The 26,078-nt window shown below is 65.8% G+C and carries 22 protein-coding genes; 9 read left to right on the forward strand and 13 right to left on the reverse strand.

Translation table 11 applies throughout. The annotated features are described in order from the left end of the window. Positions 1-24: 24 nt before the first annotated feature. From AB4Y35_RS00530 to AB4Y35_RS00560, 7 genes are all read right to left on the reverse strand, one after another. Positions 25-681 carry a methionine ABC transporter permease gene (locus tag AB4Y35_RS00530; protein ID WP_368695411.1) on the reverse strand — a complete coding sequence of 219 codons (657 nt, stop codon included), beginning with the start codon at positions 679-681 and terminating at the stop codon, positions 25-27. Continuing rightward, positions 674-1,789 (reverse strand): methionine ABC transporter ATP-binding protein, encoded by a 1,116-nt coding sequence (locus tag AB4Y35_RS00535; RefSeq protein WP_368702944.1) that lies wholly within the window; start codon positions 1,787-1,789, stop codon positions 674-676. The genes AB4Y35_RS00530 and AB4Y35_RS00535 overlap by 8 nt, the downstream gene beginning before the upstream one ends. 29 nt (positions 1,790-1,818) lie before the next feature. Continuing rightward, positions 1,819-2,655, reverse strand: coding sequence for a MetQ/NlpA family ABC transporter substrate-binding protein (locus AB4Y35_RS00540; RefSeq protein WP_368695409.1), 837 nt, complete (start codon positions 2,653-2,655; stop codon positions 1,819-1,821). Positions 2,656-2,868: 213 nt separating this feature from the next. Further along, on the reverse strand, positions 2,869-4,437 hold the full coding sequence (locus AB4Y35_RS00545) for an efflux transporter outer membrane subunit (protein ID WP_368702945.1): 1,569 nt from the start codon (positions 4,435-4,437) through the stop codon (positions 2,869-2,871). 23 nt (positions 4,438-4,460) lie between these two features. Then, the gene (locus AB4Y35_RS00550; protein ID WP_368702946.1) at positions 4,461-7,646 is read right to left on the reverse strand and encodes an efflux RND transporter permease subunit; all 3,186 of its coding nucleotides are present in this window, start codon (positions 7,644-7,646) and stop codon (positions 4,461-4,463) included. A 103-nt stretch (positions 7,647-7,749) separates the two neighbouring features. Continuing rightward, positions 7,750-8,967, reverse strand: coding sequence for an efflux RND transporter periplasmic adaptor subunit (locus tag AB4Y35_RS00555; protein ID WP_368702947.1), 1,218 nt, complete (start codon positions 8,965-8,967; stop codon positions 7,750-7,752). Between the two features lie 69 nt (positions 8,968-9,036). After that, entirely contained in the window at positions 9,037-9,930 is an 894-nt protein-coding gene (locus tag AB4Y35_RS00560) for an alpha/beta hydrolase (protein ID WP_368702948.1), read from the reverse strand. A 188-nt stretch (positions 9,931-10,118) separates the two neighbouring features. Between AB4Y35_RS00560 and AB4Y35_RS00565 the strand changes: the two genes are divergently transcribed. Next, positions 10,119-11,123 (forward strand): LysR family transcriptional regulator, encoded by a 1,005-nt coding sequence (locus tag AB4Y35_RS00565; protein ID WP_368688562.1) that lies wholly within the window; start codon positions 10,119-10,121, stop codon positions 11,121-11,123. A gap of 254 nt (positions 11,124-11,377) precedes the next feature. Then, positions 11,378-11,650 (forward strand): DUF4148 domain-containing protein, encoded by a 273-nt coding sequence (locus AB4Y35_RS00570; RefSeq protein ID WP_254316690.1) that lies wholly within the window; start codon positions 11,378-11,380, stop codon positions 11,648-11,650. A 203-nt stretch (positions 11,651-11,853) separates the two neighbouring features. Here AB4Y35_RS00570 and AB4Y35_RS00575 read toward each other — a convergent pair whose 3' ends face one another. The 4 genes from AB4Y35_RS00575 to AB4Y35_RS00590 all read right to left on the reverse strand — a co-directional run bounded on the left by AB4Y35_RS00575 (position 11,854) and on the right by AB4Y35_RS00590 (position 15,745). Then, complete coding sequence (locus AB4Y35_RS00575) at positions 11,854-12,759, reverse strand: cation diffusion facilitator family transporter (protein WP_368702949.1); 906 nt, start codon at positions 12,757-12,759, stop codon at positions 11,854-11,856. A gap of 7 nt (positions 12,760-12,766) precedes the next feature. After that, a complete protein-coding gene (gene selD / locus AB4Y35_RS00580; protein WP_368702950.1) occupies positions 12,767-13,834 on the reverse strand; it encodes a selenide, water dikinase SelD in 1,068 nt (355 codons plus the stop codon). A gap of 97 nt (positions 13,835-13,931) precedes the next feature. Then, positions 13,932-14,714, reverse strand: a complete 783-nt coding sequence (locus tag AB4Y35_RS00585) for an alpha/beta fold hydrolase (RefSeq protein WP_368702951.1) — start codon at positions 14,712-14,714, stop codon at positions 13,932-13,934. Beyond that, positions 14,711-15,745: a M14 family zinc carboxypeptidase gene (locus AB4Y35_RS00590; protein ID WP_368702952.1), complete on the reverse strand. Its 1,035-nt coding sequence runs from the start codon at positions 15,743-15,745 to the stop codon at positions 14,711-14,713. Before AB4Y35_RS00590 ends, AB4Y35_RS00585 begins: the two co-directional genes overlap by 4 nt. A gap of 390 nt (positions 15,746-16,135) precedes the next feature. Between AB4Y35_RS00590 and phnC the strand changes: the two genes are divergently transcribed. From phnC to AB4Y35_RS00610, 4 genes are all read left to right on the forward strand, one after another. Beyond that, positions 16,136-16,963 (forward strand): phosphonate ABC transporter ATP-binding protein, encoded by an 828-nt coding sequence (phnC, locus tag AB4Y35_RS00595; protein ID WP_368702953.1) that lies wholly within the window; start codon positions 16,136-16,138, stop codon positions 16,961-16,963. 58 nt (positions 16,964-17,021) lie between these two features. Next, a complete protein-coding gene (gene phnD / locus AB4Y35_RS00600) occupies positions 17,022-18,008 on the forward strand; it encodes a phosphonate ABC transporter substrate-binding protein (RefSeq protein ID WP_342919012.1) in 987 nt (328 codons plus the stop codon). Between the two features lie 8 nt (positions 18,009-18,016). Beyond that, on the forward strand, positions 18,017-18,898 hold the full coding sequence (phnE, locus tag AB4Y35_RS00605; protein WP_368702954.1) for a phosphonate ABC transporter, permease protein PhnE: 882 nt from the start codon (positions 18,017-18,019) through the stop codon (positions 18,896-18,898). Between the two features lie 178 nt (positions 18,899-19,076). Then, positions 19,077-19,871: an EamA family transporter gene (locus AB4Y35_RS00610; RefSeq protein WP_368702955.1), complete on the forward strand. Its 795-nt coding sequence runs from the start codon at positions 19,077-19,079 to the stop codon at positions 19,869-19,871. Between the two features lie 28 nt (positions 19,872-19,899). Here AB4Y35_RS00610 and AB4Y35_RS00615 read toward each other — a convergent pair whose 3' ends face one another. After that, positions 19,900-21,537, reverse strand: coding sequence for a PLP-dependent aminotransferase family protein (locus tag AB4Y35_RS00615; RefSeq protein WP_368702956.1), 1,638 nt, complete (start codon positions 21,535-21,537; stop codon positions 19,900-19,902). 127 nt (positions 21,538-21,664) lie between these two features. Between AB4Y35_RS00615 and gabT the strand changes: the two genes are divergently transcribed. Continuing rightward, positions 21,665-22,957, forward strand: coding sequence for a 4-aminobutyrate--2-oxoglutarate transaminase (gene gabT, locus AB4Y35_RS00620; RefSeq protein ID WP_368702957.1), 1,293 nt, complete (start codon positions 21,665-21,667; stop codon positions 22,955-22,957). Positions 22,958-23,072: 115 nt separating this feature from the next. Continuing rightward, positions 23,073-24,524: an NADP-dependent succinate-semialdehyde dehydrogenase gene (gabD, locus tag AB4Y35_RS00625; RefSeq protein WP_368702958.1), complete on the forward strand. Its 1,452-nt coding sequence runs from the start codon at positions 23,073-23,075 to the stop codon at positions 24,522-24,524. 91 nt (positions 24,525-24,615) lie between these two features. On the opposite strand, the gene AB4Y35_RS00630 is transcribed toward gabD, so the two are convergent. Beyond that, positions 24,616-25,233 (reverse strand): hypothetical protein, encoded by a 618-nt coding sequence (locus tag AB4Y35_RS00630; protein ID WP_368688584.1) that lies wholly within the window; start codon positions 25,231-25,233, stop codon positions 24,616-24,618. Positions 25,234-25,607: 374 nt separating this feature from the next. Here AB4Y35_RS00630 and AB4Y35_RS00635 point away from each other — a divergent pair, with 374 nt between their 5' ends. Continuing rightward, positions 25,608-26,072 carry a hypothetical protein gene (locus AB4Y35_RS00635; protein ID WP_368702959.1) on the forward strand — a complete coding sequence of 155 codons (465 nt, stop codon included), beginning with the start codon at positions 25,608-25,610 and terminating at the stop codon, positions 26,070-26,072. The last annotated feature ends 6 nt before the right edge of the window (positions 26,073-26,078 follow it).

Here is a 26,078-nt window from a genome sequence, read left to right on the forward strand (position 1 = left end):
GTCATGTCGAACGGCTCGCGCCGCTCAGGTTCGCCGCAAAAGACGCCGCACCAGCGCGTCGCCCGTGAACTGCACCACCGCGACGATCGCAATCAGCAGCACGATCACGGTGACCATGACCGTCGTGTCGAAGCGTTGATAGCCGTAGCGTATCGCGAGATCGCCGAGACCACCCGCGCCGACGGCGCCTGCCATCGCCGAGGAGCCGATCATCGCCACCACGGTGATCGTGAAGCCGCCGAGCATGCCGGGCAGCGCCTCGGGCAACAGCACATGCCAGACGATATGGCGGCGCTGCGCGCCCATGGCCTGGGCCGCCTCGATCAAACCGCGATCGACTTCGCGCAAGCTCACCTCGGCCACGCGCGCGAAGAACGGAATGGCCGCAATGGAAAGCGGCACCACGGCGGCCCACACGCCGATCGTCGTACCAACAAGGAAGCGCGTGAGCGGCAGCAGCGCGACCAGCAGGATGATGAAGGGCGTGGAGCGGAACGCATTGACGAGCGCGCCCAGCGTGGTGTTGAGCGCGGGCCGCTCCAGGATGCCGCCGCGCGCGGTCGTGACGAGCAGCAGCGCGATCGGAATGCCGATCAGGAGTGCGAATATCGCCGATACGCCGACCATCAGCAATGTGTCTCGTATGCCTGCGAGGAGTTCGGTGATCCACACGTCAGACATAGCCCAGCACCTCCACGCGGCTCGCATGGCCACGCGCGCGCTCGGCGAGGGATGCGGCCTCGGCGGCGTTCTGCGCCGGCGCGGTAACAACTAGCCGCCCTTGCGCACGCCCCTGGATCCGCTCGATACCGCCATGCACGAAACGCACGCCCTGCGCGCCGAACGCCTGTGCGAGCGTGGCGAGGTCGGGCTCTTGCACCTCGTCGCCGGTGAAGCGCACGTCGAACAGTGCGTGCGCGCCCGCTTGCGGTTCAGCGTGAATACGCGCCGCCAGATCGTCGGGCAACTCGTGGCCGGGCGTGTGCAAGAGCGCGCGCGTCGCTTCGTGCCGGGGATCGCCGAACACGCGCCACACGGGCCCCTGCTCAACCACCTCTCCGCGCTCGATCACCGCAACCGTGTCGCAAACGTCGCGTATCACCTCCATCTCGTGCGTGATGAGCACGATCGTGACGCCGAGCCGCCGGTTGATATCGCGCAGCAGCGCGAGTATGGCGCGCGTGGTTTCCGGGTCGAGCGCGGACGTCGCCTCGTCGCACAGAAGGATATCGGGCTCGTGCACGAGCGCGCGTGCAATGCCCACGCGCTGCTTCTGGCCACCGGAAAGGCGCGCGGGCCACGCGTCGCGTCGTTCGCTCAAGCCGACGAGATCGAGCAGCACGTTCACGCGCGCCTCGATGTCGGCCTTCGGCACACCCGCGATTTTCAGCGGCAGTGCGATGTTGTCGTGCACGGTCTTGGCGGAAAGCAGATTGAAGTGCTGGAACACCATGCCGATGCGCCGCCGCAGCGCCACCAGAGCGCGCTCGTCGAGTGCGCCCACGTCCACGCCGTTCACGCGCACGCCGCCGCTCGTGGGCTTTTCGAGCCCGTTCACGAGTCGCAGCAGCGTGGACTTGCCCGCACCGCTGCGCCCGATGATGCCGAACACTTCGCCGCGCGCCACCTGCAAGTCGACGCCCGCTAGCGCCGCCTGCACGCCTGGCGCATAAGTCTTGCCGACGTTTTCGAACACCACCGCAGGCTGCGCCGCATCTGCATTGCCCTGCGCTTCGCCCGCCGCGGGCCCCGCCTCGATAAAGCGCGCCGTTCCGAACCATTTCATCATCGCTGCTCCTCGTGCGTGAATTGCGCGCGTTACCAGGCGACCGCGTAGAGGTTGCCGAAGGCCTTGTCGAGTTCCTTGCGCACGGCCGGAGAATGCTGGTAGATGTCGATGAACTTGCGGATGCGCGGATCGTTCACGCTCTCGGGCCGCACCACGAACTGGATCGCGAACGCCTTGTTCTCCACGCCGTCGAAGAGCAGCGCGCTATTCGGATCGGTGGTGCCCGCGAGCTTGATGAAGCTCGGGTAGCCTTGCGCGAGATCGACGTCGTCGAGCGAGCGCGCCAGTTGCGACGCTTCGAGCTGCACGATCTTGAGGTGTTTGGGATTGGCAACGATGTCGAGCGTCGTGGCGCGATAGTCCACGCCCGGCTTGAGCTTGATGAGGCCCGCGCGCTGCAGCAGCAGGAGGCCGCGGCCGCCGTTCACGGGATCGTTCGCGATGGCGACCGTCGCGCCATCCTTCAGGTCTTCGAAGCGTTTCACCTTCTTCGAATACAGGCCGATCTTCATGATCGTGCCCGGCGCGATGGCGACGAACTTGTAGCCGCCCTGCTGTTCGGCGTTTTCCAGAAACGGCTTGTGCTGGAAGTAGTTGGCGTCGATATCCTTGTTCGCGAGCGCAGCGTTGGGCGTATTCCAGTCGGTGAATTCGATGATCTTCACGTCTACACCCTGCGCCTTCGCCTCGCGCGCCGCTTCCTGGAGCGCGGGCGTTTGCGGCGTGGTGGCAATGCCGATCTTGAGCGTCGCAGTGTCGGCGTGCGCGTCGAGCGCCGCTGCCGCAAGCGACACGGCGATTGCCGTCAGCAGACCGAAGCGCTGGAAAAAGGAAGGGCGCCCCACGGCGCGCACGGCACGGATCATCGCTTTCCCCGGATGGAAGTTGGACTTCGTTCAGTGAGGAGCGACGCGATGAGGGCCCATCGCGTTGGCTCCAGATGGGTCCAGACGATGATAGGGGCGCGGCGGGGCCGGGTCTACGAAGCGATTGCGCAAAGGAAATCGCCGCCTGCGATATGCACAGGCGGCGAGCGTTTTGGCTTCTTACGCGGGGGTTAGCGCGCGGTTCAACGCGGTTTAACGCGCCGCGAGCGGCGCCGGCGGTGGCGGCGTAGCGTCGCCGGGCTTCGCGTCGCCCCAGCCGCCGCCCAGCGCGCGGATCAGGTTGACGGTCGCCACGGCCTGCGAACCCTGCAGATGGCTGGCCTGCAATTGCGACACGAGCACCGTCCGTTCGCTGTCGATCACGTTCAGATAGCTGACCTCGCCTTCTTCATACTGCGTACGCGAAAGCGACGCCGACTGCTGCGAGGCGCTCACCGCGTCGTTCTGCTCGCGGATCTGGTCGTCGAGCAGGCGCAGGTCGGATAGATTGTCCTCGACATCGCGGAACGCCACGAGCACCTGTTGCCGGTATTGCGCAACGTCTTCGTCGTACTTGGCGCGCGCCTGTGCAAGATTCGCCTTGCGCCGGCCACCGTCGAACAGCGGCAGCGTGAGCGCCGTGCCCGCGAGCGGCCCGAGCAGGAACGCGCGGCTCGACCACATGAACAGGTCGCCGAGCGTGGCCGACTCGAAGCCCGCTGCACCCGTGATGTTGAGCTGCGGGAAGAACGCCGACTTTGCGAGACCCACGCGCGCGTTTGCGGCCGCCATCGCACGCTCGGCCGCGGCGACGTCAGGGCGGCGTTCCAGCAACGTGGAAGGCAGGCCCGGCGGCACTTGCACGAGCACGGGCGCGAGCGGCGTTTCGGGGAACGTGAAGTCGGCGGGCGCCTTGCCGAGCAGGATCGCGAGGCTGTGCTCCGAAGCCGCGCGCTGACGCGCGACGCCCACCGCGTCGGCACGCGCGCTCGCGAGTTCGTTGCGCGCCTGGGCCACGTCCAGCGCGCTGATGTCGCCTTCCTTGAAGCGGCGCTCGACGAGCTTGAGCGCGTCTTCACGCAGCGTCACCGTGCGGCGGTACAGATCGACGTCCGAGTCGAACTGGCGCAGCTGGAAGTAGTTCTGTGCAACGTCGGCCTGCAACGCGAGCAGCACTGAGAGGTACAAGGCTTCGCTCTGCTGGGCGTCTGCCTGGGAGGCGTGAACGTTGGAACTCACGCGGCCGAACAAGTCGACTTCATAGCTTGCCGTAGCCTGTGCGCGCCACAGCGTTTGAGCGGGCACGTTGTAATTTTGCGGGAAATACAGCGAAGCCGGCGAGGCACGCTGATACGTCGGGCCGAAGCCCGCATCGATCGACGGGAACCACGAGGCGCGCGCGGCCTGCGTCACGGCGCGCGCCTGCTGCACGCGCGCGGCGGCCGCCTTGAGGTCCTGGTTCGCTTCGAGCGCCTGTTGCTCGAGCTTGTCGAGCGTCGCGTCGCCGAACACCGTCCACCATTCGCCGCGATGGGTGTCGTCAGCGGGCTGCGCGGGCGTCCACGTGCCCACGTCGTGCGGATTCGTGCTCTGCGTTTGCTGCGGCGTTTCCTTGTAGGCCGCCGGCACGGCGGCGTCGGGCACCTTGTAGGTCGGCTCGACCGAGCATGCCGCGAGCCAGGCAAAGAGCGCGACGCTCGCCGCGATTCGGGTGATACGCGCGAGATGCCCGCCTCCCGGCGCGGCATTCGCGCTAGAGCGCAAGATGGATTCGTTAGTCATGTTGATCATTTTCCCTTGTCGCCTTACGCGTCGACCATCGACTGCGGCTTGCGCGCATTGTCCTTCTGCGCGACGTGAATCTTGCCGCCCGCGAGCGTGCGCAGCACCACGTAGAACACCGGCGTCAGCAACAGGCCGAAGGCGGTCACGCCGAGCATGCCGAAGAACACGGCCACGCCCATTGCATGACGCATTTCCGAACCCGCGCCGCTCGAGAGCACGAGCGGCACCACGCCCATGATGAACGCGATGGACGTCATCAGGATCGGGCGCAGACGCAGACGGCTCGCCTCGATGGCGGCGGTAAGCGGTGTGTGTCCGTCATGCTCGAGCTCGCGCGCAAATTCGACGATCAGGATCGCGTTCTTCGAAGCGAGCCCCACCAGCACCATCAGGCCGATCTGCGTGAAGATGTTGTTGTCGCCTTGCGTGAGCCACACGCCCGTCAATGCACACAGCACGCTCATCGGCACGATCAGGATCACGGCGAGCGGCAGCGTCAGGCTCTCGTAGAGTGCCGCCAGCACGAGGAACACGAGCAGCACGCTGATCGGGAACACCCAGATGCCCGCATTGCCCGCCAGCACCTGCTGGTACGTGAGGTCGGTCCATTCGAACTTCACGCCGCGCGGCAGCACTTCCGCCGCGATGCGTTCCGCCGCCGCCTGCGCCTGGCCCGACGAATAACCGGGCGCCGGGCCGCCGTTGATGTCGGCCGCGGTGTAGCCGTTGTAGCGCACCACCATCTCGGGGCCATACGTGGGCGTGACCGTGACGAGCGACGAGAGCGGCACCATTTCGCCCGCGGCGTTGCGCGTCTTCAGTTGCAGGATGTCGTCGGCCCGCTGGCGGAACGGCGCATCGGCCTGCACGCGCACCTGATATACGCGTCCGAAGCGGTTGAAGTCGTTCACGTAGAGCGAACCCAGATAGATCTGCATCGTGTCGAACACGTCCGTGACCGGCACGCCGAGCTGCTTCGCCTTCGTGCGGTCGAGATCGACGTTCAGCTGCGGCACGTTGATCTGATAGTTCGTGAACGTCGGGCCCAGCTCCCGCGTTTGCGCCGCGCGCTTGACGAAGTCCTGGGTCGCACGGTTGAGCGCCTCATAGCCGAGCGCACCATGATCCTCCAACTGCATCTTGAAGCCGCCCAGCGTACCGAGGCCGAGCACCGGCGGCGGTGGGAACACGGCGATGAACGAATCCTTGATGCCGGCGTACTGCTGGTTCAGCGCACCCGCAATCGCGCCGGCCGACAGCGCCTTGCCCTTGCGCTCCTTGAACGGCTTGAGCGTGACGAACACGATGCCCGCGCTCGAACTATTCGTGAAGCCGTTCACCGAAAGGCCCGGGAACGCCACGGCGCTTTCCACGCCGGGCTGTTTGAGCGCGATGGCGCTCATGTCGCGAATCACGTTCTCGGTGCGGTCGAGCGCAGCGCCATTGGGCAGCTGTGCGAACGCGATCAGATACTCCTTGTCCTGCGCGGGCACGAAGCCGCCGGGCACGACACGCGCCATCAGCACCGTGGCGGCGATCAGCACCACGTAGACCGCGAGCATCGCGCCTTTGTGGCGCAGCACGCCGTTCACGCCGCGCCCATAGCTTTCCGAGCCGCGATGGAACACGCGGTTGAAGCGGCGGAAAAAGCCGCCCAGCACGAGGTTCATCCCACGCGTGAGCCAGTCTTCCTTCTCGCCGTGACCGCGCAGCAGCAGCGCCGAAAGCGCGGGCGAAAGCGTGAGCGAGTTGAACGCCGAGATCACCGTGGAAATCGCGATGGTCATCGCGAACTGCTTGTAGAACTGGCCCGTGAGACCGCTCATGAACGCGAGCGGCACGAACACGGCCACGAGCGTGAGCGCAATGGCGATGATCGGCCCGCTCACTTCCTGCATGGCCTTGTAGGTCGCATCGCGCGCGGATAGCCCGCTGGCGATATTGCGCTCCACGTTTTCGACCACCACGATGGCGTCGTCGACCACGATGCCGATGGCGAGCACCATCCCGAACAGCGATAGCGCGTTGATCGAGAACCCGAACGCGAGCAGCAGCGAGAACGTCCCGACGATCGACACCGGCACCGCGATCAACGGAATGATCGAGGCACGCCACGTTTGCAGGAACACGATCACCACGATCACCACGAGCGCGATCGCTTCGAGCAGCGTATGCACCACGGCTTCGATACTGGAGCGCACGAACTGCGTGGGGTCGTAGACAATCTTGTAATCCACGCCCGCCGGCATGTCCTGCTTGAGTTCCTTCATCGCCGCGCGCACCTGGTCCGAAATCGCGAGCGAGTTCGCGCCCGGTGCCTGGTTGATGGCGAGTGCAACGGCCGGCTTGTTGTCGAGCAGCGAGCGCAGACCGTATTCCGAGGCCGCCAGCTCGATACGCGCGATATCGCGCAGGTACGTCACGCCGCCATCGGGATTCGTCTTGACGATGATGTTGCCGAACTCGCTTTCCGTGCGCAAACGGCCGCGCGCATTGACGTTGAGCTGGAACGGCGTGCCGGGCACGCTCGGCGACGCGCCGATCACGCCCGCCGCCACCTGCACGTTCTGCTCGCGAATCGCGTTGACCACGTCGTTCGCGGTGAGATTGCGCTGCGCCACCTTCTGCGGGTCGAGCCAGATGCGCATGGCGTAGTCGCCCGAGCCCCACAGCTGCACCTCGCCCACGCCCTGGATGTTCGAGAGGCGGTCCTTCACGTTGAGCAGCGCGTAATTGCGCAGGTACGTCATGTCGTACCGGTTGTCGGGCGAGATCAGGTGCACCACCATCGTGAGCGTAGGCGAGCTCTTGATGGTCGTGATGCCGAGACGCTGCACGTCTTCCGGCAGGCGCGGCAGCGCCTGATTCACGCGGTTCTGCACGAGCTGCGTGGCCTTGTCCGGGTCGGTGCCGAGACGAAACGTGACCGTGAGCGTGAGATTGCCGTCGCTATTGGCTTGCGACTGCATGTACAGCATGTTCTCGACGCCGTTGATCTGCTCTTCGAGTGGCGCGGCGACGGCTTCGGCGATCACCTTCGGGTTCGCACCCGGATACTGCGCGTGGACCACCACCGAAGGCGGCACGACCTCGGGATACTCGGAGATCGGCAACTGGAACAGCGCGATCACGCCGGCCAGCAGGATCAGCACGGACAGCACGCCCGCGAAGATCGGCCGGTCGATGAAGAATTTCGATATGTTCATGGGTTGCTCTTGTTCATGACGCTCAATTTGACGCGAATCTTGCTGCTTAGGCCTCCTGATGGACGTACAGGCGCAGGCTGCGATCGCCTGCGCCCGCCGCCCGTCAGGACGTTTTCGCTGCCTTGGCGCCGGGGTTCGCTGCCGTATTGGTCGAATCGGCGTCGGGGTCGCCGTTCATCGGCACCATATGCGAGCGCACGGCTTCACCGGGGCGCACGCGCTGCGTGCCGTTCACCACCACGTGGTCGTCCGCCTTCAGGCCGCCCAGAATCACGCGCAGGTTGCCCTGCTGGCCGCCCGTTTGCACCGTGCGGTAGGCGACCTTGCCGGTGTTATCCACAACGTAAACAAACTTCTTGTCCTGGTCGGTGCCGATGGCGGCGTCGTCCACGAGCAGCGCCGGGTGCGGGGCGCTGCCGCTCACCTTGATGCGTGCGTAAAGCCCCGGCACCAGCGCGCCGTCGGCGTTGTCGAAGCGCGCGCGCACGCGGATCGTGCCCGACGTGGTGTCGAGACGGTTATCCACCGACTCGATCGTGCCCGTGCGCGAATAGCCCGATTCGTTCGCCAGACCCAGTTCCACCGGCACCTTCGAGCCATTCTTCATGTGGCTGATGTAGTCGAGATAGGTCTGCTCGTCGGCGTCGAATTCGGCGTAGATGGGCGAAACGGAAACGAGCGTCGTGAGCGGCGCGGCGCTCGCACCGGCGGATACGACGTTGCCCACCGTGATCTCGGCGCGCGACACACGCCCGGCAACCGGCGCGACGATGCGCGTGTAGCCCAGGTTGATCTGCGCGGCTTCGAGCGCGGCCTGCGCGGCCTTGAGATTCGCGTTTGCTTCGCGCGAGGCGTTCTGCTTCTCGTCGTAATCGCGCTTGGCGATGGCGTTGTCGCCAATCAGACGCTGCGCGCGCTCCCAGTCGCTTTGCGCGTAGCCCGTGCGCGCCTGGGCGGCGGCAAGCTGCGCAGCGGCTTGATCGACGGCCGCCTGGTACGGGCGCGGATCGATCACGAACAGGGTCTCGCCCTGCTTTACGAGTGCGCCGTCCTGGAAGTTCACGGAGACGATCGTGCCGGAAACCTGCGGACGTATCTCCACTTTCTCGACGGCGGCCATGCGGCCCGAGTAGGTCTGCCAGTCGGTGATCGTGCGGTTGAGCACGGGCGCGACGTCGACCTCGGGCGCGGGCGGCGCTTCAGCGGCAACGGCAGGGTGCGAGTCGAGGCGGATGGCACCGAGGGTGCCGAGGCCCGCGACCACCAGCACGCCAATGACCGCTAGCGCGATACGGGTTCGGGATTGCGAAAAAAGTGACATGTCGGACTCCAGAAATAATGGTTGATTGTTCTTCACTGGTTCGGCAGCACCGCCGCAAGGGTGCTTCGTCTATGACGCCCCCGCGTCGAAGCAACATTGGAAAAACCGTACGGCTTCGCTGAGCGCGGCCGGATGCGCCGCAAGATTCGCGTGCGAAACGCTCGGGTAGCGCACCACCTGGGTGCGCACGCCCGCGTCGATCAGGCGGCTCGCGTACTTCTCCGCTTCGATGTGCAGCACGTCGTTCTGTGCGGTCACGATGAGCGTGGGCGGCAAGCCGCCAAGACGCAGCGATTCGAGCGGCGCGGCGTACGGATGCATGCGCTGCGTCGCATCAGGCAGATACGCGCGATAACACGCCGCGCATTCGCTTGCGGTGATATCCGAGCCCAGGCGCGCCTCGTCGCCAAGACGCGTGAGACTCGGGTCGAGCATCGGCGCAAACAAGGCCTGCGCCGCGAGTTTCACGTCGCCGCGATCGCGGCCCATGAAGGCGAGCACGTTGGCGATCTGGCCGCCCGCGTCATGGCCCGCTGCGATCACGCGCTTCGGACTGCCGCCGAACGCGCGGGCCCGCGTGAGCGCCCACAGCGCCGCGCGATGCGCATCTTCGGGTGCGGCGGGAAACGGGTGCTTCGGCGCGAGCGAATACCCCACGCTCACCACGAGCGCTGGTAAGCGTTCTGCGAGAAACCGCCCCACCGCATCCGCTTCCTCGATGGACCCGCGCACGAAGCCGCCGCCGTGGAAATACAGCAACACCGGCAGGCCGTTCGCGGCTTCGGGGCGGTACAGGCGCAGCGGAATCTGCTGGGCGTAGCCTTCGATCACGACGTCGGTCGTGAGCAGCGCGCGCGCCTTGCCAGGCTTGGCGGACGCGGTAACGGGCAGGGCCGCGGGCACTTCGGCCAGCGGCGCTTCCTCCGCGGAGGTCCAAGACGTTGGGCGTTTAAAGACATCCATGTCAAATCGGCGCAATGCGCGAGAGTAGATTCGAATGAGGCGAATTGTGGGTTCGGCAGACTTGCAAATAAATGCCTATAATCCGGCAACACAATTCGGCGCACCTGAACAATCTGTCTCCTCTTTCTGCGCGGGCGTTTCTTTCGAATGCCGCGCGCCGTGCGACCGAAGCTTTTTGGAGAGTGGCAATGGACCGCCTTCAGGCCATGCAGGTGTTCACCCGCGTCGTCGATACCAACAGCTTCACGCGTGCTGCCGAAACGCTCGACATGCCGCGTGCTTCGGTCACGACGATCATTCAGAATCTCGAAGCGTTTCTCGGCGTGCGCCTCATGCATCGCACCACGCGCCGTCTGTCGCTCACGCCCGATGGCGCGGCGTACTACGAGCGCTGCGTGCGCATTCTCGCGGACGTCGAGGAAACGGAAACCACATTCCAGGATCGCAACCGCAAACCGCACGGCAAACTGCGCATCGACATGCCCGGCTCGATCGGGCGGCTCATCGTGATTCCGTCGCTGTGCGAATTCCACGGCCGCTATCCGGACATCGACCTGCAACTCGGGCTATCCGATCGCCCCGTGGACTTGCTGCAGGAAGGCGTGGATTGCGTAGTGCGCGTGGGGGCGCTGCAGGATTCGTCGCTGGTCGCGCGGCGCATCGGCATTTTCGAAGGCGTGTCGTGCGCGTCGCCGTCGTATCTGGAGCGCCACGGCACGCCGCAAACGCTCGAAGAACTGGCCGAGCATCGCGCCGTGAACTACTTCTCGTCGCGCACGGGACGCGTGATGGACTGGGCGTTTCTCGTCGACGGCAAGGAAGTGGAGGTCAAGCTCAAGAGCATGGTCTCGGTGAACGACGCGGACGCTTACGTGACCTGCGGCATCGAAGGCTTCGGCCTGATTCAGGGGCCGCGTTACATGGTGCTGCCGCACCTGAAGTCGGGCGCGCTCGTTGAAGTGCTGCCCGATTACAAGCCGCTGCCCATGCCGATTTCGGCCGTCTATCCGCACAGCCGCCATCTGTCACCCAAAGTGCGCGTGTTCGTGGACTGGATCGCCGAAGTGTTCGACCGCTGCCCGCTCCTGAGCGGCCGCGCCTCGCTCGACAAGGCCTGCACGATGCGCACGCTCGAAGAGCGCGAAAACGCGCCGTCACTCGAAACGCCGGTGATTTCGGAATGGGCCGCATAGGCCGGGCCGCGTAAGCTGGGCTGCATAGGCCGGGCCGCATAGGCTGGGCCGCATAGGCCGGGCCGCGTAACGCCGTCGCGCTGCGCCAACCCTCGAAGCCGCGCCCGCAAAGGCTTGCGCGGGTGCGGCGCAGCGATTGTTCCGGATTTTCGACAATTGCTTTCGCGTTCCGGCCGTTTATCGCAAACGGCTGCGCAACTACATTTGCTCCTGTCGCCGCGACCCACGTGGCACCAGTACAAAAGGAGCAGATCATGAAACGCACTCTCGCAACCGCCATTGGCGCCACGCTCGTTCTGTCGCTCGCCGCCAGCGCTTCGGTCTTCGCCCAGGACAACAGCGCCCCGAAAACCCGCGCCGAAGTGAAGGCGGAAATCGCCGCCGCGTACCGCGACGGCACGCTGCCCTCGCTGAACAAGACGAGCTACCCCGAGCAAAGCCTGATCGGCCGCACGCAAGCGCAACGCATCGCGCTGCAGGAAAGCCGCGCGAACAACGCCCAACGCGTTGCGCAGGCTGGCGAATAAGCCCGCAAGACGCATCGGTATTTCGATTGCAAGACGAAAAACGTAGGAGTCCAACATGAATCCCAGCGTACCTTCCGAACTCGAGCAGTGGGGCAACACCACGCCCGTGTGGACGCCGTTTCGGCATTGAAATGTGAAGCGCGCGTGAAGATGTGAAATGTGTGCAAGGGCCCGGCGGTTTATGCGACCGCCGGGCCCTTGCATTACCGGTTCACGAAATCCGGCTCAAAAAACACCCAGCGCACGAGGGGGAAGCGCGCCTGCAGATCGGCTTCGATCTCGTTGATCGCTTCGACCATGGTGCGGCTGTGGTCGTACTCGAGCATTTCGCACTGCACCGCCACCATCACCTCCTTGCCCCATTGCAGGGTAATGAGGCTAATGATGCTGCGAATCTCGGGCCGCGCGCGCAGGAACGATTCGATATCGCGCCGCATTTCCGGGCTGGCCGATTCGCCGACGATCATCGACTTCACTTCGCGCGCGATGAACCACGCGATCAGCATGAGCAGAATGCCCACGCCGATCGAGCCGCACGCATCCCATACCGGATTGCCCGTGATGACCGTGAGCAGCACGGCGGCGAACGCAATGGCGAGACCCGCCAGCGCGGCGATGTCCTCGCCCGCCACGACGAGCAGGTCGGAATCGCGCGTTTCGCGCGCCCAGCGCCACAGCGATTGGGTGGGCGCGCCCTTACGAATCTCGCGCATCGCGCCGTAAAGCGAAAACGCTTCGAGCACCACCGAAATGCCGAGCACGACGAGCGCCACATAAACGAATCGCAACGGCTCGCGCGCTATCAGCCGGTGCACGCCCTCGTAGACCGAGAACGCGCCGCCCACGAAAAACAGCAGCAGCGCCACGAGCAGCGAATAGAAGTTGATCGCGCGGCCCGTGCCCATGGGATGCAGCGGCGTGGGCGGCTCGCGCGACTGGCGCAGGCCGAACAGCAAAAGCAGCTGGTTGCCGCAGTCGGCCGTGGAGTGAATCGCCTCCGCGAACATCGATCCCGAGCCCGTGAACGCCGCGGCAGCGTACTTGCAGACCGCTATGCCGAAGTTCGCAGCGAGCGCGTAGAAGATGGCTTTCGGCGATTCTCCGCTCATACGACCCTCACGCGACGTCCACGCGTGCCGGGCCTTCGCTCAGTTCGCCGATCACGCGCGCGTCGCCAAAGCCTTCCGTGCGGAAAATCGCCAGCACGTCGTCCACGCTTGCCGGCGCGCAGGCCACGAGCAGGCCGCCCGAGGTTTGCGGGTCGGTGAGCAGCGTGCGCGCGCTTTCGGGCAGGCTGGACGCGAGTGTGACGGCGTCGCCGTACGAGGCCCAGTTGCGGCCCGAGGCGCCCGTGTACACGCCGTCATCGACGAACTTCTGCACGCCCGGCAGCCACGGCAGCTCGGCGTAACGCACGCGCGCGGTGAGATTCGCGCCGCGCGCAATTTCGAGCGTGTGGCCGAGCAGGCCGAAGCCCGTTACGTCGGTCATGGCGTGCACGCCCGGCAGTTCCGCCAGCGTCGCGCCCGGCTTGTTGAGTAGAGTCGCGGCGGCCACCATCGCCTTGTAGCCCGCGTCGCCGAGCATTTCCTTCTTGAGCGCGGCGGACAGCACGCCCACGCCCAGCGGCTTGCCGAGCACGAGCACGTCGCCGGCTTGTGCCGACGCGTTGCGCTTCACGCGCTCGGGATGCACCACGCCGAGCGCCGCAAGGCCGTAGATGGGCTCCACCGAGTCGATCGAATGGCCGCCCGCCACGGGAATGCCCGCGGCCGCGCACACGTCTTCGCCGCCGCGCAGCACCTGCGCGATCACGTCGTGCGGCAGCACGTTGATGGGCATGCCCACGAGCGCCAGCGCGAGGATCGGCTTGCCGCCCATGGCGTAGACGTCCGAGAGCGCGTTGGTCGCGGCGATGCGGCCGAAGTCGTACGGGTCGTCGACGATCGGCATGAAAAAGTCCGTCGTCGCGACGATGGCCTGCTCGTCGTTGAGCTTGTAGACGGCGGCGTCGTCGGCGGTCTCGGTGCCGACCAGCAGGTTCGGAAACGCGGTGGTGAGCGGTGTGCTGCGGGCGAGCAGCGCGGAAAGCACGCCCGGCGCGATCTTGCAGCCGCAGCCGCCGCCGTGCGAAAGGCTCGTGAGGCGCGGCACGGCGGCGCCAATGGCGGGTTTGTCGTTCATGTCTGGAAATCGTCCTGAAAGTGCCGGATGAGTTTTCGTATTATGGGGCAATCGCCGGACTGGCGATGCGGGCGGCGCGCACGCGCCGCGGCACCGCTCAGCCGCGGCCGGCGGCCCGGCTCGCGGGATTCGCGGCGACGTCGCCCGCGTGGAGCGTATCGACGAGCCATTGCGGATCGTCGTGCGGCAGATCGTGCCCCGCCCACGGATGCGCCACGTGCGGCGCGCCCCAGGCCCGCGCGAGCCGCGCCGAGCAAACCGGGTTCACGAGCCGGTCGCCGCGCGACGACACCACGAGCACCGCACAGCGCGGCACGGCGCGCGCCTTGAAGCGCGCGGCGGCGGCCAGCTGGCGCAGCGCGTTCGCGCGGCTCACGTGGGCGCTCGCGCGGATCGCGCGCCACGTTTCGAGGTCGGACGCGAGCGTGTCGCGGCGCGCGCAGGTGAGCCCGTGGATCAGCGTCTCGGCAATGTTGTCGCTGTCGCCGCCGTCCCAATGCCGCGCCACGCGCACGAGCGCGGGCCACGCCGAGGGCCGCAAGCGTTCGTCCACGCGGCTATGCGGGCGCATGCTCGTGTTCACGAGCACCAGCCGCCCGACTTCTTCGGGGTAACGCAGCGCCCACGCAGTCGCCACCATGCCGCCGAGCGACATCGCCAGCACGCGGTAAGGCGCGCGTGCGCCGTGCCGCTGCGCTTCGGCGCGCAGCGCGTCCACGTAGTCGTCCACCGCGAGCGGCGAGCGTACGTGCGCCGCCGTGCCGTTGCCCGGCAGGTCGATGGGCAGCACGCCGTCGCGCGCCGCAAGCAGCGTGGCAAACGCGCCCCAGTGGCGCGATTCGCGCGTGAGGCCGCGCAGCAGGATCCACGGTCCGCTCATGTGCCCGGCTTGCGATACCAGTGCCCGATCGCGCTTTTCAGCACCTCGTCGCGGATCACGCCCTCGGGCAGCCAGCGCGGCGCGGAATACGCGGCGCGTGTGAGGAACTCGAACAGGTTTGCGTGACGCCGCAATACACGCGCGGTGCGATGCTGCAGGAGCGGATTGAACATGCCCTGGCGCGAAAAGATCTGGCGCGGGTTCTTCTTGATCCACAGCCACGAGCCCAGTTCGAGTGTGAGCGGCAGGAAGATGTTGCTGTCGGGCGCGCGATCGTACGCGCAATCCCACAAGTCGCCGTGCAGCAGATATTGATGGCTCTGCGGTTCGAAGGTGTAGCCGTGGTGCGGATGCGCGCGCTCGAACATCGTCTTGAGCACATACATTTCGGGCAGATGGCGGATGAGACGGCGCGTGCGCGCGTACGGAAACCAGATGCTGTCGGTCCAGCCGTAACCGGAATGGCAGTCGAGCGCGAAGGAAAGCGGGCGCCGCGTGAGTTCTTCGTCGACGATCTTCAGGAGCGCCTGCGCCTCGATCTCCATGGCCGCGCCGCGCCGCCCCCGATACCACGGCAGCCACGAGCCGACGCGCTGGCCGCCCGCGAGAAAAGGCACGCGCTCGTCGGCGTCCTGCGGCGCGTTGCGCATGAGGTCCACGCCGTTCGGATTCGCGCGCGTCGCAAGCCACATGCCGCCGGGATTGAGGATCGGCGCGAACACGATGCGCACGGACTCGAGCTGGCGCAGGAGCAGTTCGTCCCAGGCGAGACGCCCCACCAGCGCGCGCATGTAGTCGAGCACGAGCTGCGAGCCAATGCGCTCGAGCCCATGGATGCCCCCGAAAAAACCAATGCCGGGCGCGGCCGGATCGCGCGAGCCGATTGCCGCCACATAGAGCGGAAACGTGCGGCCGCGCACCTCGACTTCGCCCTCGCTGCGAATGTCGAGCCAGCGTGCGCCGGCATCGAGGATCATCTTGAGGTCCTCGTATTCCTCGAAGCTGTCGGGTAGGAAGCTCAGTGCCTGCATATGGCGCCGGGTTTCGTCGCTCGTTCGGATGGGGCCGCCCAGGTGGGGCCGCCCAGATCGGGCCGCCCAGGTCGGGTCGCGCAGACTGCGGCCGCCGCGTGCGGCCGCATTGTCTACAACTGCCTTGCGAGTGCCGCCCCTGTCGACAATGAGTCAGCAACAAGTCAGGAAAACCAGGGACAGCACGTACGTTGCCCCTCAATATAGCCGCTTCCCATGATATTGAGCGTGACAGATGTTTGGCGTCATGCCTCTGTCACATCTCTTGCGATTTTTTTCCGCCGCGGGAAGGTCGCAAGACATGTAGTCGTCTAGACGTCGCGACACCTTCACTCAACCGTCACAGTCGCTTCCTAGAATGACCCCTCGACTACACAGCGACGGATTGTTATGGACGCCATACGCATCGAACGCCTCTCGAAAAGCTTCGACAGCGGCCGCAAGGCACTCGACGAAATCAACCTGCGCGTAGGCGTTGGTGAGATGGTCGCGCTGATCGGCGCATCGGGCTCGGGCAAATCGACCCTGCTCCGCCATATTGCGGGCTTCACGGCTTCCGACCCGCAGCCTTCGCGCATCGAGATTCTTGGTCGTCCTATTCAGCAGGACGGCCGCATCGTGCGCGAAGTGCGCCGCATTCGCCGCGACATCGGCTTCGTGTTTCAGCAGTTCAACCTCGTGCATCGCCTCACGGTCGAAACGAATGTGCTGATCGGCGCGCTGTCGCGGCTGCCGTTGTGGCGACGCCTCACGGGCCGCTTTCCGCGCGCCGAGCGCGAGCTGATGCTGGCCGCGCTCGGCGAAGTCGGCATCGCGCACAAGGCCGCCGAGCGCGCCTCGAATCTCTCGGGCGGCCAGCAGCAGCGCGCGGCGCTCGCCCGTGCGCTCGTGCAGCGCGCACGCCTGATTCTCGCCGACGAACCCATCGCCTCGCTCGACCCCGCATCGTCGCGCCGTGTGATGGACATGATGCGCATGCTCAACCGCGATCACGGCTTGACGGTGGTCGTCTCGTTGCATCAGGTGGATATCGCCATGGAGTACTGCCCGCGCACCATCGCGCTTCGCGACGGGCACGTGGTGTACGACGGCGCATCGTCGGCGCTCACGCCTGCCCTGTTGCAACAGCTTTATGGCAACGCCGCGCGCGAACTGCTCGAACCCGATGCTGCACCGTCCGCGGCAACGCGCTTCGGCGCGCAGCCGCGCGCGGCCTGATCACGCAAGCCAATCCTTTTCCAACCCGCAACCTTTCACCTCACCACGGACCGCCCCAATGAAACTGTTCCGCTCCATGCTCTCCTGGTGCGCCGCCGGCGCCGTCGCGTTTGCCTCGCTCGGCAGCGCGGCCGCTCACGCGGAAGACCTCAGCTTCGGCATCATCTCGACCGACTCGTCGGCCGTGCTCAAGCAACGCTGGCAACCGTTCATCGACGACCTGAACAAGCAGACCGGCCTGCACGTGAATGCGTTCTTCGCCACCGACTACTCGGGCATCATCGAAGCCATGCGCTTCAACAAGGTGCAGATCGGCTACTTCGGCAACGCTTCGGCCATGGAAGCCGTGGATCGCTCGAATGGCGAAATCTTCGCGAAGGTGCTCTACGCGAACGGCGACGCGGGCTACAAGTCGGTGCTCATCACCAACGTGAACAGCCGCGTGAAGTCGATCGACGATGTGTTCAAGAATACTAAGGATCTCACGCTCGGCTGGGGCGACCCCAATTCGACCTCGGGCACGCTGATTCCGGGCTATTACCTCTTCGCGAAGCGCGGCATTTCGGTGAACGCGACGAACTTCAAGACCGTGCTGCCTTCGAGCCACGAAGCGAACCTGCTTGCCGTAGTGAACAACAAGGTGGATATCGCCACCAACAACACCATCGAGCTTTCCACGCTCCAGCAAAAGCACCCGGACCGCTTTGCCCAGGTGCGCGTACTGTGGACCTCGCCGCTCATTCCGTCCGATCCGCTCGTGTATCGCAAGGACCTGCCTGAGGCCACCAAGCAGAAGCTGCGCGACTTCTTCTACCACTACGCCAAGACCGATCCGCGCGAGAAGAAGATCATGGCCGACATCACCGGCTATGCAGGTTTCGCGCCCGCCACCGACGAGCAGCTCCTGCCGATCCGCCAGGTCGCGCTGTTCCAGCAGAAAGAGAAGATCGCCGCCGACACGCATCTCTCCGACGACGACCGCAAGAGCCAGATCGCGGCCATCGACGCCAAGATCGGCGCGCTCGCCGCACCTGCGAAGCAGTAATGGGCGCAATGGATTTCGACAGCTCACGCGCCGTGCCGCAGTCAGAAGCCGCAAGGCCCGCGGCCGGGCCGGCGACGGCGCCCAACGTCGCCGCCGCGCCGCAAGCGGCCGCCCTTGCGGCGAGCGGCCTGGCAGGCAAGCGCAGCTGGTCCTCGCTCGCGCTCTGGGCCATCGTGTTCGTGCTGCTCGGCGTGGCGTGGCAAGGCGCCGACATGCGCCCGCTCGACCTGTTCACCGACTCTGCGAACATGGGCACGTTCGCGCGCGGCTTCTTCCCGCCGAACTTCTCGGAATGGCGCACGTATGCCCACGAAATGTGGGTCACGCTCGCGGTGGCGCTGTGGGGCACGGCGCTCGCCATCGTCTGCGCGGTGCCGTTCGGGCTCATGTCGGCGCACAATCTCGCGCCCGCGTGGGTGCTGCATCCCGTGCGGCGTTTGATGGACGCCTGCCGCGCCATCAACGAGATGGTGTTCGCGATGCTCTTCATCGTGGCCGTGGGCCTCGGGCCGTTCGCCGGTGTGCTCGCCTTGTGGGTGCACACCACCGGCGTGCTCGCGAAGCTCTTTGCGGAAGCGGTGGAAGCCATCGACCCGCGCCCCGTGGAAGGCGTGCGCGCGACGGGCGCCTCGCCGCTCGACGAGATCATCTACGGCGTGCTGCCCCAGGTCATGCCGCTGTGGATCTCGTATGCGCTCTACCGGTTCGAGTCGAATGTGCGCTCGGCGATGGTGGTGGGCATGGTGGGCGCTGGCGGCATCGGCGTCGTGCTGTATGAGGAAATCCGCTCGTTCGATTATCAGCAGACCAGCGCCGTGCTCATCATGGTGATCGTCGTCGTCACGGCCATCGATCTCATCTCCGCAAGACTGCGCGCGCGCGTAATCTGACGCGTTCCCCCAGAGCCGCGCGAGCCGAATAGAAACACAACCACGGCTCGCGCGGCTTTTCCTATTTCTGGCGGCCACACGCGTTCGCTGGAATAATCACACGATTGCGGCCGCAACGGCCCGCGTCTCCAACACACCATTCGATTCGCAATCCCTGCTGGTCCTGCTCTCGGCACTCATGCACGCGAGCTGGAACGCCTTCCTCCATCTTTCAGGCGACCGCCTCTGGCTGCTAGGCATGTTCTCGGTGCCGTACATCGTCGTGAGCGCGATCGCCGTGTGCGTGCTGCCGCTGCCCGCGCAGGCGAGCTGGCCGTATATCGCCGCTTCGGTGGTGCTGGAGTTCGTGTACTGCTTCACGCTGATCCGCGCCTATCGCAGCGGCGACTTCGGGCAGATCTACCCGATCGCGCGCGGGCTTTCGCCGCTGCTCGTGTTCGGCGGCGCGCTCGTGTTCGCGCACGAAGACCTGCATGCGCTCGCGGCCACCGGCGTCGCGCTCGTATCGCTCGGCATCATGTCGCTCGCCTTCCGGCGCGGCATGCGCTTTTCGGGCGAGAGCGTGCCGTATGCGCTGCTCACGGGCCTTTTCATCGCGATGTATTCGGTCGTCGACGGCCTCGGCGCGCGCCTCGCCGGCAACGGCATCAGCTACATCATGTGGGTGTATCTGCTCTGGAACGTCCCGCAGTTTCTCGTGGTCTGCAAACTGCGCGGCGGCGCGGCGCGGATGTTCACGTCGAAGGCCGCGGTCGCGCGCGGCATGCTCGCGGGCGTGCTCGCGCTCACGGCGTATTGCCTCGTGATCGAGGCGTTCCGTTATTTGCCTATCGCGATGGTTTCCGCGCTGCGCGAACTCTCGTCGGTCTTCGCCGTGCTGATCGGCTGGCTGTTCATGAACGAGAAGCTCACGGCGCGCCGCATGGTGGCGTGCGCGCTCGTGACTTGCGGGGCAGTGCTGATCCGGCTGTGAGCGGCCTGCGCCGTCGCGACGGCTTCGCTCACACGAATGCGGGTAAGGTCGTATCGATCGCCTCGGCAAGCGTGTCGAACGCCGGTGCGATCTCCTCGTCGGGCACGCAGGCATAGCCGATCAGCAAGCCCGGGTTCGCGCTCCCGCGCGACGAGTAATACCCCGAAAGCGGCCGCACCACGATATTGCGCGCGAGCGCGGCTTCGGCCACGGCGCGGTCGTCGCTGCCCTCGGGCAACTGCATCACGACGTGCAGGCCAGCGTCGCCGCCCATCGCGGGCAACGCGTCGCCGTAGCGGCGCGCAACGGCGTCCAGCAGCACCTGGCGGCGCTGGCCGTAGAGCGCACGCATCTTGCGGATATGCGAGGTGAAGTGCCCTTCGGCGATGAACTCCGCGAGCACGGCCTGCTGCAGCAATTGCCCCTCGCGATACAGCTCGGCGCTCGCGGTCGCGAAGCTTTCCGCCAGCGCCTCCGGCGCGACGAGATAACCCACGCGCAAACCCGGAAACAGCGTCTTGCCGAAGCTGCCCACGTAGATCACCTGCCCTGCCGTATCGAGCCCCTGCAATGACGCGAGCGGACGGCTGCCGTAACGGAACTCGCTGTCGTAGTCGTCCTCGATGATCCAGCACTGATGCTGGCGCGCGTACTCGAGCAACATGCGCCGGCGCGCGAGACTCATCACCATGCCGAGCGGGTACTGGTGCGAAGGCGTGACGAGCATGAGCCGCGGCGGCGGCGCGGCGAAGTCGCCGGCCGACGGATTGAGCCCTTCGCTGTCCACGGCGATCGGCCGCGTATTGAGGCCCGAGACGTGCAGCACGCTGCGCACGCCCCAGTAGCACGGGTCTTCGGTCCAGATGGTGTCGCCGGGGTCGGAGAGCAGACGCACGGCCAGGTCGATGGACTGATGAATGCCCGTCGTGATGATGATCTGCTCCGGCGAGCAGCGCACCGAACGAGAGGTGCGCAGATAGTCGGCCAGCACGTGGCGCAGCAGCGCGAGACCGCCGCCGGGCGCGTAGGTCAGCAGGTCCGGGCGCAGGCTGCGCCAGTACTTGTTGTGCAGACGGGTCCATACGCGCGCGGGGAAGCGGGAGACATCGGGCACGCCGGGCATGAACGCGCCGCCCTGGCGCTTCGATACGCCCGCGCTGGTAATCAGGCGCGTGCCGCGTGCCGAGAGTGCGCGCGCTATGGGGCGCTGCGCCTGCGTGGCGGCTTCCAGTCCGCTTGTCGCAGCGGCTGCGGGTGCCCCCGCAGCAGGCGTTTCCGCGCCCTCCGCGCGGTGGCTGTTAGTTGCAACCTTTTCCGCAGGCAGCACGGCTCCTGACTCGCGGCTATTTTTCCGCGTTTGCATAGAGCCAATTTCCGTCGCCCCGACGATCTCGTCGGGTGACGTGTCCGCCACGAAGGTGCCGCGCCCCGTCGCCGACGTGACATAGCCTTCGAGCACCAATTGTTCGTAGACCTGGGTCACGGTATTGCGCGCAATCCCCAGTTCGGCCGCCAGCAGCCGCGACGACGGCACCCGCGCCCCGGCCGGCAGCTCGCGCGACAGGATCGCCTGCTGCAGCAGCTTGTGCAGTTGCCGGTACACCGGCTGGGCGCTGCCGCGGTCGAGCCGTTGCGCCAGCCAATCGGACAGAACACTCGCACGCATCGAAATTGGCTCCTAAAGATTACACTGAATGGCTCTGAAATTTAGAGCCAAACGTGAGTATAGTCGCGACATGGACTGCTTGCCGGTCCGCCAACCAACTTCAGAACTGACACCGATTCCACAGGAGATGAACGTGAGCAAGAACGCCGATCTGCAAAGCCGCAAGAACGCCATTACCCCGCGCGGCGTGGGCGTGATGTGCGACTTCTACGCCGAGCGCGCCGAAAACGCCGAGCTGTGGGACGTGGAAGGCCGCCGCTTCATCGACTTCGCCGCCGGTATCGCCGTGTGCAACACGGGCCACCGCCATCCGAAGATCGTCGCCGCCATCAAGGCGCAGCTCGACCAGTTCACGCACACGGCCTACCAGATCGTGCCGTACGAGTCGTACGTCTCGTTGGCCGAAAAGGTCGCCCAGCGCGCGCCGGGCAGTTTCGCCAAGAAGGCCGCCTTCTTCACGACGGGCGCCGAAGCCGTCGAAAACGCTGTCAAGATCGCTCGCGCCCACACGGGCCGTCCGGGCGTGATCGCCTTCGCGGGCGGCTTCCACGGCCGCACGCTGATGGGCATGGCGCTCACGGGCAAGGTCGCCCCCTACAAGCTCGCGTTCGGCCCGTTCCCGGCCGACGTGTACCACGCCCCATACCCGAACTCGGTCCATGGCATCAGCACGGCTGACTCGCTCAAGCACATCGAGATGCTGTTCAAGGCCGACATCGATCCGAAGCGCGTCGCCGCGATCATCTTCGAACCGGTGCAGGGCGAAGGCGGCTTCTACCAGGCGCCGGCCGATTTCGTGCGCGGCCTGCGCAAGATCTGCGACACGCATGGCATCCTGCTGATCGCCGACGAAGTGCAAACGGGCTTCGCACGCACCGGCAAGCTGTTCGCGATGGAACACTACGACGTGACGCCGGACCTCATGACGATCGCCAAGAGCCTGGCGGGCGGCATGCCGCTCTCGGGCGTGGTGGGCCGCGCGGAAGTCATGGACGCGGCAGCGCCCGGCGGTCTCGGCGGCACGTATGCGGGCAACCCGCTGGCGGTGGCGTCGGCACACGCGGTGATCGAGATCATCGAAGAAGAAAAGCTCTGCGAGCGCGCGACGAAGCTCGGCGACAAGCTCAAGGCCAGGCTCAATGCGATGAAGGCCGACGTGCCGCAAATCGTCGACGTGCGCGGCCCCGGCGCGATGAACGCGGTTGAGTTCTGCAAGCCGGGCACGAACGAAGCCGACGCCGACTTCACGAAGCGCGTGCAAACGGCAGCCCTGAACCGCGGCCTGCTGCTGCTCGTGTGCGGCGTGTACTCGAACGTCGTGCGTTTCCTGTTCCCGCTGACGATCCAGGACACCGTGTTCGACGAAGCGCTCGCGATCCTCGAAGAGTCGGTCAAGGAAGCCGTGGGCGTGCCGGCGTAAGCCTCCACCACATGCTGGCCTGCGAGCAGCGGGCCATCCGCGAAACGGCACACCGGCGCTTGCCGCTGTGCCGTTCGTCGTTCTAAATGAATCGAAGTCAGTCCGGAGTGCAAGCATGAATCTGAAAGACGCATCGCTGCTGCAAACCAGCGCCTTTATCAACGGCGAATGGCAAGGCGCCGAAGACGGCGCTACGTTCGAAGTGAAGAACCCCGCCACCGGTGCGGTGATCGGCACGGTGCCGCGCATGGGCGCCGCCGAAACGCGCCGCGCGATCGCCGCCGCGAACGCCGCCTGGCCCGCCTGGCGCGCGAAGACCGCGAAGGAGCGGAGCAGCATCCTGCGCAAGTGGCACGACCTGATGATGGAAAACGCCGACGACCTGGCGCTCATCCTCACCACGGAACAAGGCAAGCCGCTCGCCGAGGCGAAGGGGGAGATCGGCTACGCCGCATCGTTCCTCGAATGGTTCGCGGAGGAAGGCAAGCGCATTTATGGCGACACGATCCCCACGCCCGCCAACGACAAGCGCATCGTCGTGACGAAGGAACCCGTGGGCGTGTGCGCCGCGATCACGCCGTGGAATTTCCCCGCCGCGATGATCACGCGCAAGGTCGGCCCCGCGCTCGCGGCTGGCTGCCCGATCGTGCTCAAGCCCGCCGAAGCCACGCCGTTCTCGGCGCTCGCGCTGGCCGTGCTGGCCGAGCGCGCGGGCGTGCCGCGCGGTGTGTTCAGCGTCGTGACGGGCGACCCGAAGGCGATTGGCGGCGAGCTCACGAGCAACCCCACGGTGCGCAAGCTCTCGTTCACGGGTTCGACGCCGGTGGGCCGCCTGCTCATGAGCCAGTGCGCCTCGACGGTCAAGAAGGTCTCGCTGGAACTGGGCGGCAACGCGCCGTTCATCGTCTTCGAAGACGCCGATCTCGATGCGGCCGTCGCCGGCGCCATCGCCTCGAAGTATCGCAACAGCGGCCAGACCTGCGTGTGCACGAACCGCTTCTACGTGCACGACGCCGTGTACGACGCGTTCGCGGCCAAACTGCGCGACGCGGTGGAAAAGCTCAAGGTCGGCCTCGGCACGGAAGCGGGCGTGACGCAAGGCCCGCTCATCAACGAAGCGGCCGTGCTGAAGGTGGAATCGCATATCGAAGATGCGCTCGCCAAAGGCGCTCAGGTGACCACGGGCGGCAAGCGCCACGCGCTCGGCCACGGCTTTTTCGAGCCGACCATCCTCACCGGCGTCACGCCCGCGATGAAGGTCGCGCGCGACGAAACCTTCGGACCGCTCGCGCCGCTGTTCCGCTTCTCGTCCGATGAAGATGTGATCAGGATGGCGAACGATACCGAGTTCGGCCTCGCCGCCTACTTCTACAGCCGCGACATCGGCCGCGTGTGGCGCGTGGCCGAAGCGCTCGAATATGGCATGGTGGGCATCAACACCGGCCTGATCTCGAACGAAGTCGCGCCGTTTGGCGGCGTGAAGCAGTCCGGCCTGGGCCGCGAAGGCTCGCACTACGGCGTGGACGACTACGTGGTGATCAAGTACATGTGCATGGCGGGCATGTAACGACCAGACGAAAAACGGGCACCTTCTGAGGCGCCCGTTCGGATCGTAACAAGAAGCCGGCGCCGCGATGCGCCGGCTTTTTTTTGCGCGCTTACTGCGTGGCGGCAACCGGTGTCACCTGCGTCGCATAAGCGGAAACGAACACGGCGTGAACCGTGTCGCCGACTTTCAGGGTCTTGAGGTCGATATCGGGCGTGGCTTGCAGCGTGACGGTCTGATACGCGCCGCGCAGCGTCACTTCGCGCTTCTTCGCGTTGATATGCTGCACCGTGGCCTGGACTTCGACCTGGCGCGCGGCGTCGTAGCCCGACGACGCGGGCAGATACACGTTGGTATCCACACGCTTGCGAATACCCTTGTCCTTGCCCGTTACCTTTTCGGCCGTCATGAGGAGCGCGTTCTTGTAGAGCACGTCGACGGTGTCGCCCACGTTGAGCTGGTCGAAGTTGCTGACCTGCGGGCTGAGCGCGATATCGACATCATTGCCGCGCGGCCCCCGCAGCGTGACGACGCGCGCAGCGCGATCGATGCCGACGATCTTCGCGTGGATATGCACCGGCTCTGCGTTGGCAATCACTTCCTGCGCCGCGCTGGTGAGCGCGGTTTGTCCCTGCGGCGCCGAAGCAGGCGCGTCGTTTTGCGCAAACGCCCCCTGCGAAAGGCCAACGCCCACCACCCATGCCGCCGCCAGAATCGCTGCTTTCGTCATTCACATTCTCCTCGTCAAACGGGTTTGAACTGATTGCCGTATTTGCATCGGCGTGTGGCGCCGAAGTGCGGCCGATTCTACGCGCGGCTTTCAAAACGCGGACGCTACCTGGCCGGAAGCGGGTCAAGTTACCGCCAACAAATACGGCTGATTGCCGAGGGGTTTGCTGAGGCGCAAATTCCTGTGCGATTGTGTGTTGAAACAGATCGCGCAATTGTTGCCAGGCGCGAAATGCTTGTTCCATGCGTGGCGTTGCCAACTGCATCTGCAGGACAGACTCGATACAGCACTTACAGACGATTACACATGGGGCACACCCGGCGATCGACGCTGCTCATACAATCGACGCGTCGAAAGTCCTGGGGGAGACGATAGTGAGGAAAGCACGAACGATCATTGCAGCAGCGGCCTGCGTGCTGGCTTGCGCATCGGTTACGGCTTACGCGCACGGCGGCGGCAATGGTGGCGGTAGCGGCGGCGGCAACGGCGGCGGAAATGGCAATGGCGCCGCACTGGGTGCGGGCGTCGGCGTTGGACACTCGAATGTTGGCCACATGGGCGGGATGTCGCTGGGCCATATGAGCCATGTGGGATTCAGCAACACGAACAGCCACGTTTCGGCGGACCGTGACAGGGGGCTGGCCCGAGCGGGCGACCGGGCGGGGCATCACACGCGCGGCCACAGTTTGCATGCGGACGGCAGGTCGGCGAGCCATATGAGCGAGAGGGGCTTGAGCGAAACGAACAGCCACATCTCGGCCGACCGCGACAAGGGCCTTGCGCGGGCGGCAGACCGTTCGGCATTGCCGTCGCAACCGCACGCAGGCGACCCAACCTGAACGAGT

The sequence above is a fragment of the Paraburkholderia sp. EG286A genome (assembly GCF_040965375.1).
In the GTDB taxonomy this organism is placed as follows: Bacteria; Pseudomonadota; Gammaproteobacteria; order Burkholderiales; family Burkholderiaceae; genus Paraburkholderia.

Coding starts and splice junctions, on each gene's coding strand:
- AB4Y35_RS00530 (WP_368695411.1), bottom strand. CDS start 681: ATGTCTGACGTGTGGATCACCGAACTCCTCGCAGGCATACGAGACACA.
- AB4Y35_RS00535 (WP_368702944.1), bottom strand. CDS start 1,789: ATGATGAAATGGTTCGGAACGGCGCGCTTTATCGAGGCGGGGCCCGCG.
- AB4Y35_RS00540 (WP_368695409.1), bottom strand. CDS start 2,655: ATGATCCGTGCCGTGCGCGCCGTGGGGCGCCCTTCCTTTTTCCAGCGC.
- AB4Y35_RS00545 (WP_368702945.1), bottom strand. CDS start 4,437: ATGACTAACGAATCCATCTTGCGCTCTAGCGCGAATGCCGCGCCGGGA.
- AB4Y35_RS00550 (WP_368702946.1), bottom strand. CDS start 7,646: ATGAACATATCGAAATTCTTCATCGACCGGCCGATCTTCGCGGGCGTG.
- AB4Y35_RS00555 (WP_368702947.1), bottom strand. CDS start 8,967: ATGTCACTTTTTTCGCAATCCCGAACCCGTATCGCGCTAGCGGTCATT.
- AB4Y35_RS00560 (WP_368702948.1), bottom strand. CDS start 9,930: ATGGATGTCTTTAAACGCCCAACGTCTTGGACCTCCGCGGAGGAAGCG.
- AB4Y35_RS00565 (WP_368688562.1), top strand. CDS start 10,119: ATGGACCGCCTTCAGGCCATGCAGGTGTTCACCCGCGTCGTCGATACC.
- AB4Y35_RS00570 (WP_254316690.1), top strand. CDS start 11,378: ATGAAACGCACTCTCGCAACCGCCATTGGCGCCACGCTCGTTCTGTCG.
- AB4Y35_RS00575 (WP_368702949.1), bottom strand. CDS start 12,759: ATGAGCGGAGAATCGCCGAAAGCCATCTTCTACGCGCTCGCTGCGAAC.
- selD (WP_368702950.1), bottom strand. CDS start 13,834: ATGAACGACAAACCCGCCATTGGCGCCGCCGTGCCGCGCCTCACGAGC.
- AB4Y35_RS00585 (WP_368702951.1), bottom strand. CDS start 14,714: ATGAGCGGACCGTGGATCCTGCTGCGCGGCCTCACGCGCGAATCGCGC.
- AB4Y35_RS00590 (WP_368702952.1), bottom strand. CDS start 15,745: ATGCAGGCACTGAGCTTCCTACCCGACAGCTTCGAGGAATACGAGGAC.
- phnC (WP_368702953.1), top strand. CDS start 16,136: ATGGACGCCATACGCATCGAACGCCTCTCGAAAAGCTTCGACAGCGGC.
- phnD (WP_342919012.1), top strand. CDS start 17,022: ATGAAACTGTTCCGCTCCATGCTCTCCTGGTGCGCCGCCGGCGCCGTC.
- phnE (WP_368702954.1), top strand. CDS start 18,017: ATGGATTTCGACAGCTCACGCGCCGTGCCGCAGTCAGAAGCCGCAAGG.
- AB4Y35_RS00610 (WP_368702955.1), top strand. CDS start 19,077: ATGCACGCGAGCTGGAACGCCTTCCTCCATCTTTCAGGCGACCGCCTC.
- AB4Y35_RS00615 (WP_368702956.1), bottom strand. CDS start 21,537: ATGCGTGCGAGTGTTCTGTCCGATTGGCTGGCGCAACGGCTCGACCGC.
- gabT (WP_368702957.1), top strand. CDS start 21,665: ATGAACGTGAGCAAGAACGCCGATCTGCAAAGCCGCAAGAACGCCATT.
- gabD (WP_368702958.1), top strand. CDS start 23,073: ATGAATCTGAAAGACGCATCGCTGCTGCAAACCAGCGCCTTTATCAAC.
- AB4Y35_RS00630 (WP_368688584.1), bottom strand. CDS start 25,233: ATGACGAAAGCAGCGATTCTGGCGGCGGCATGGGTGGTGGGCGTTGGC.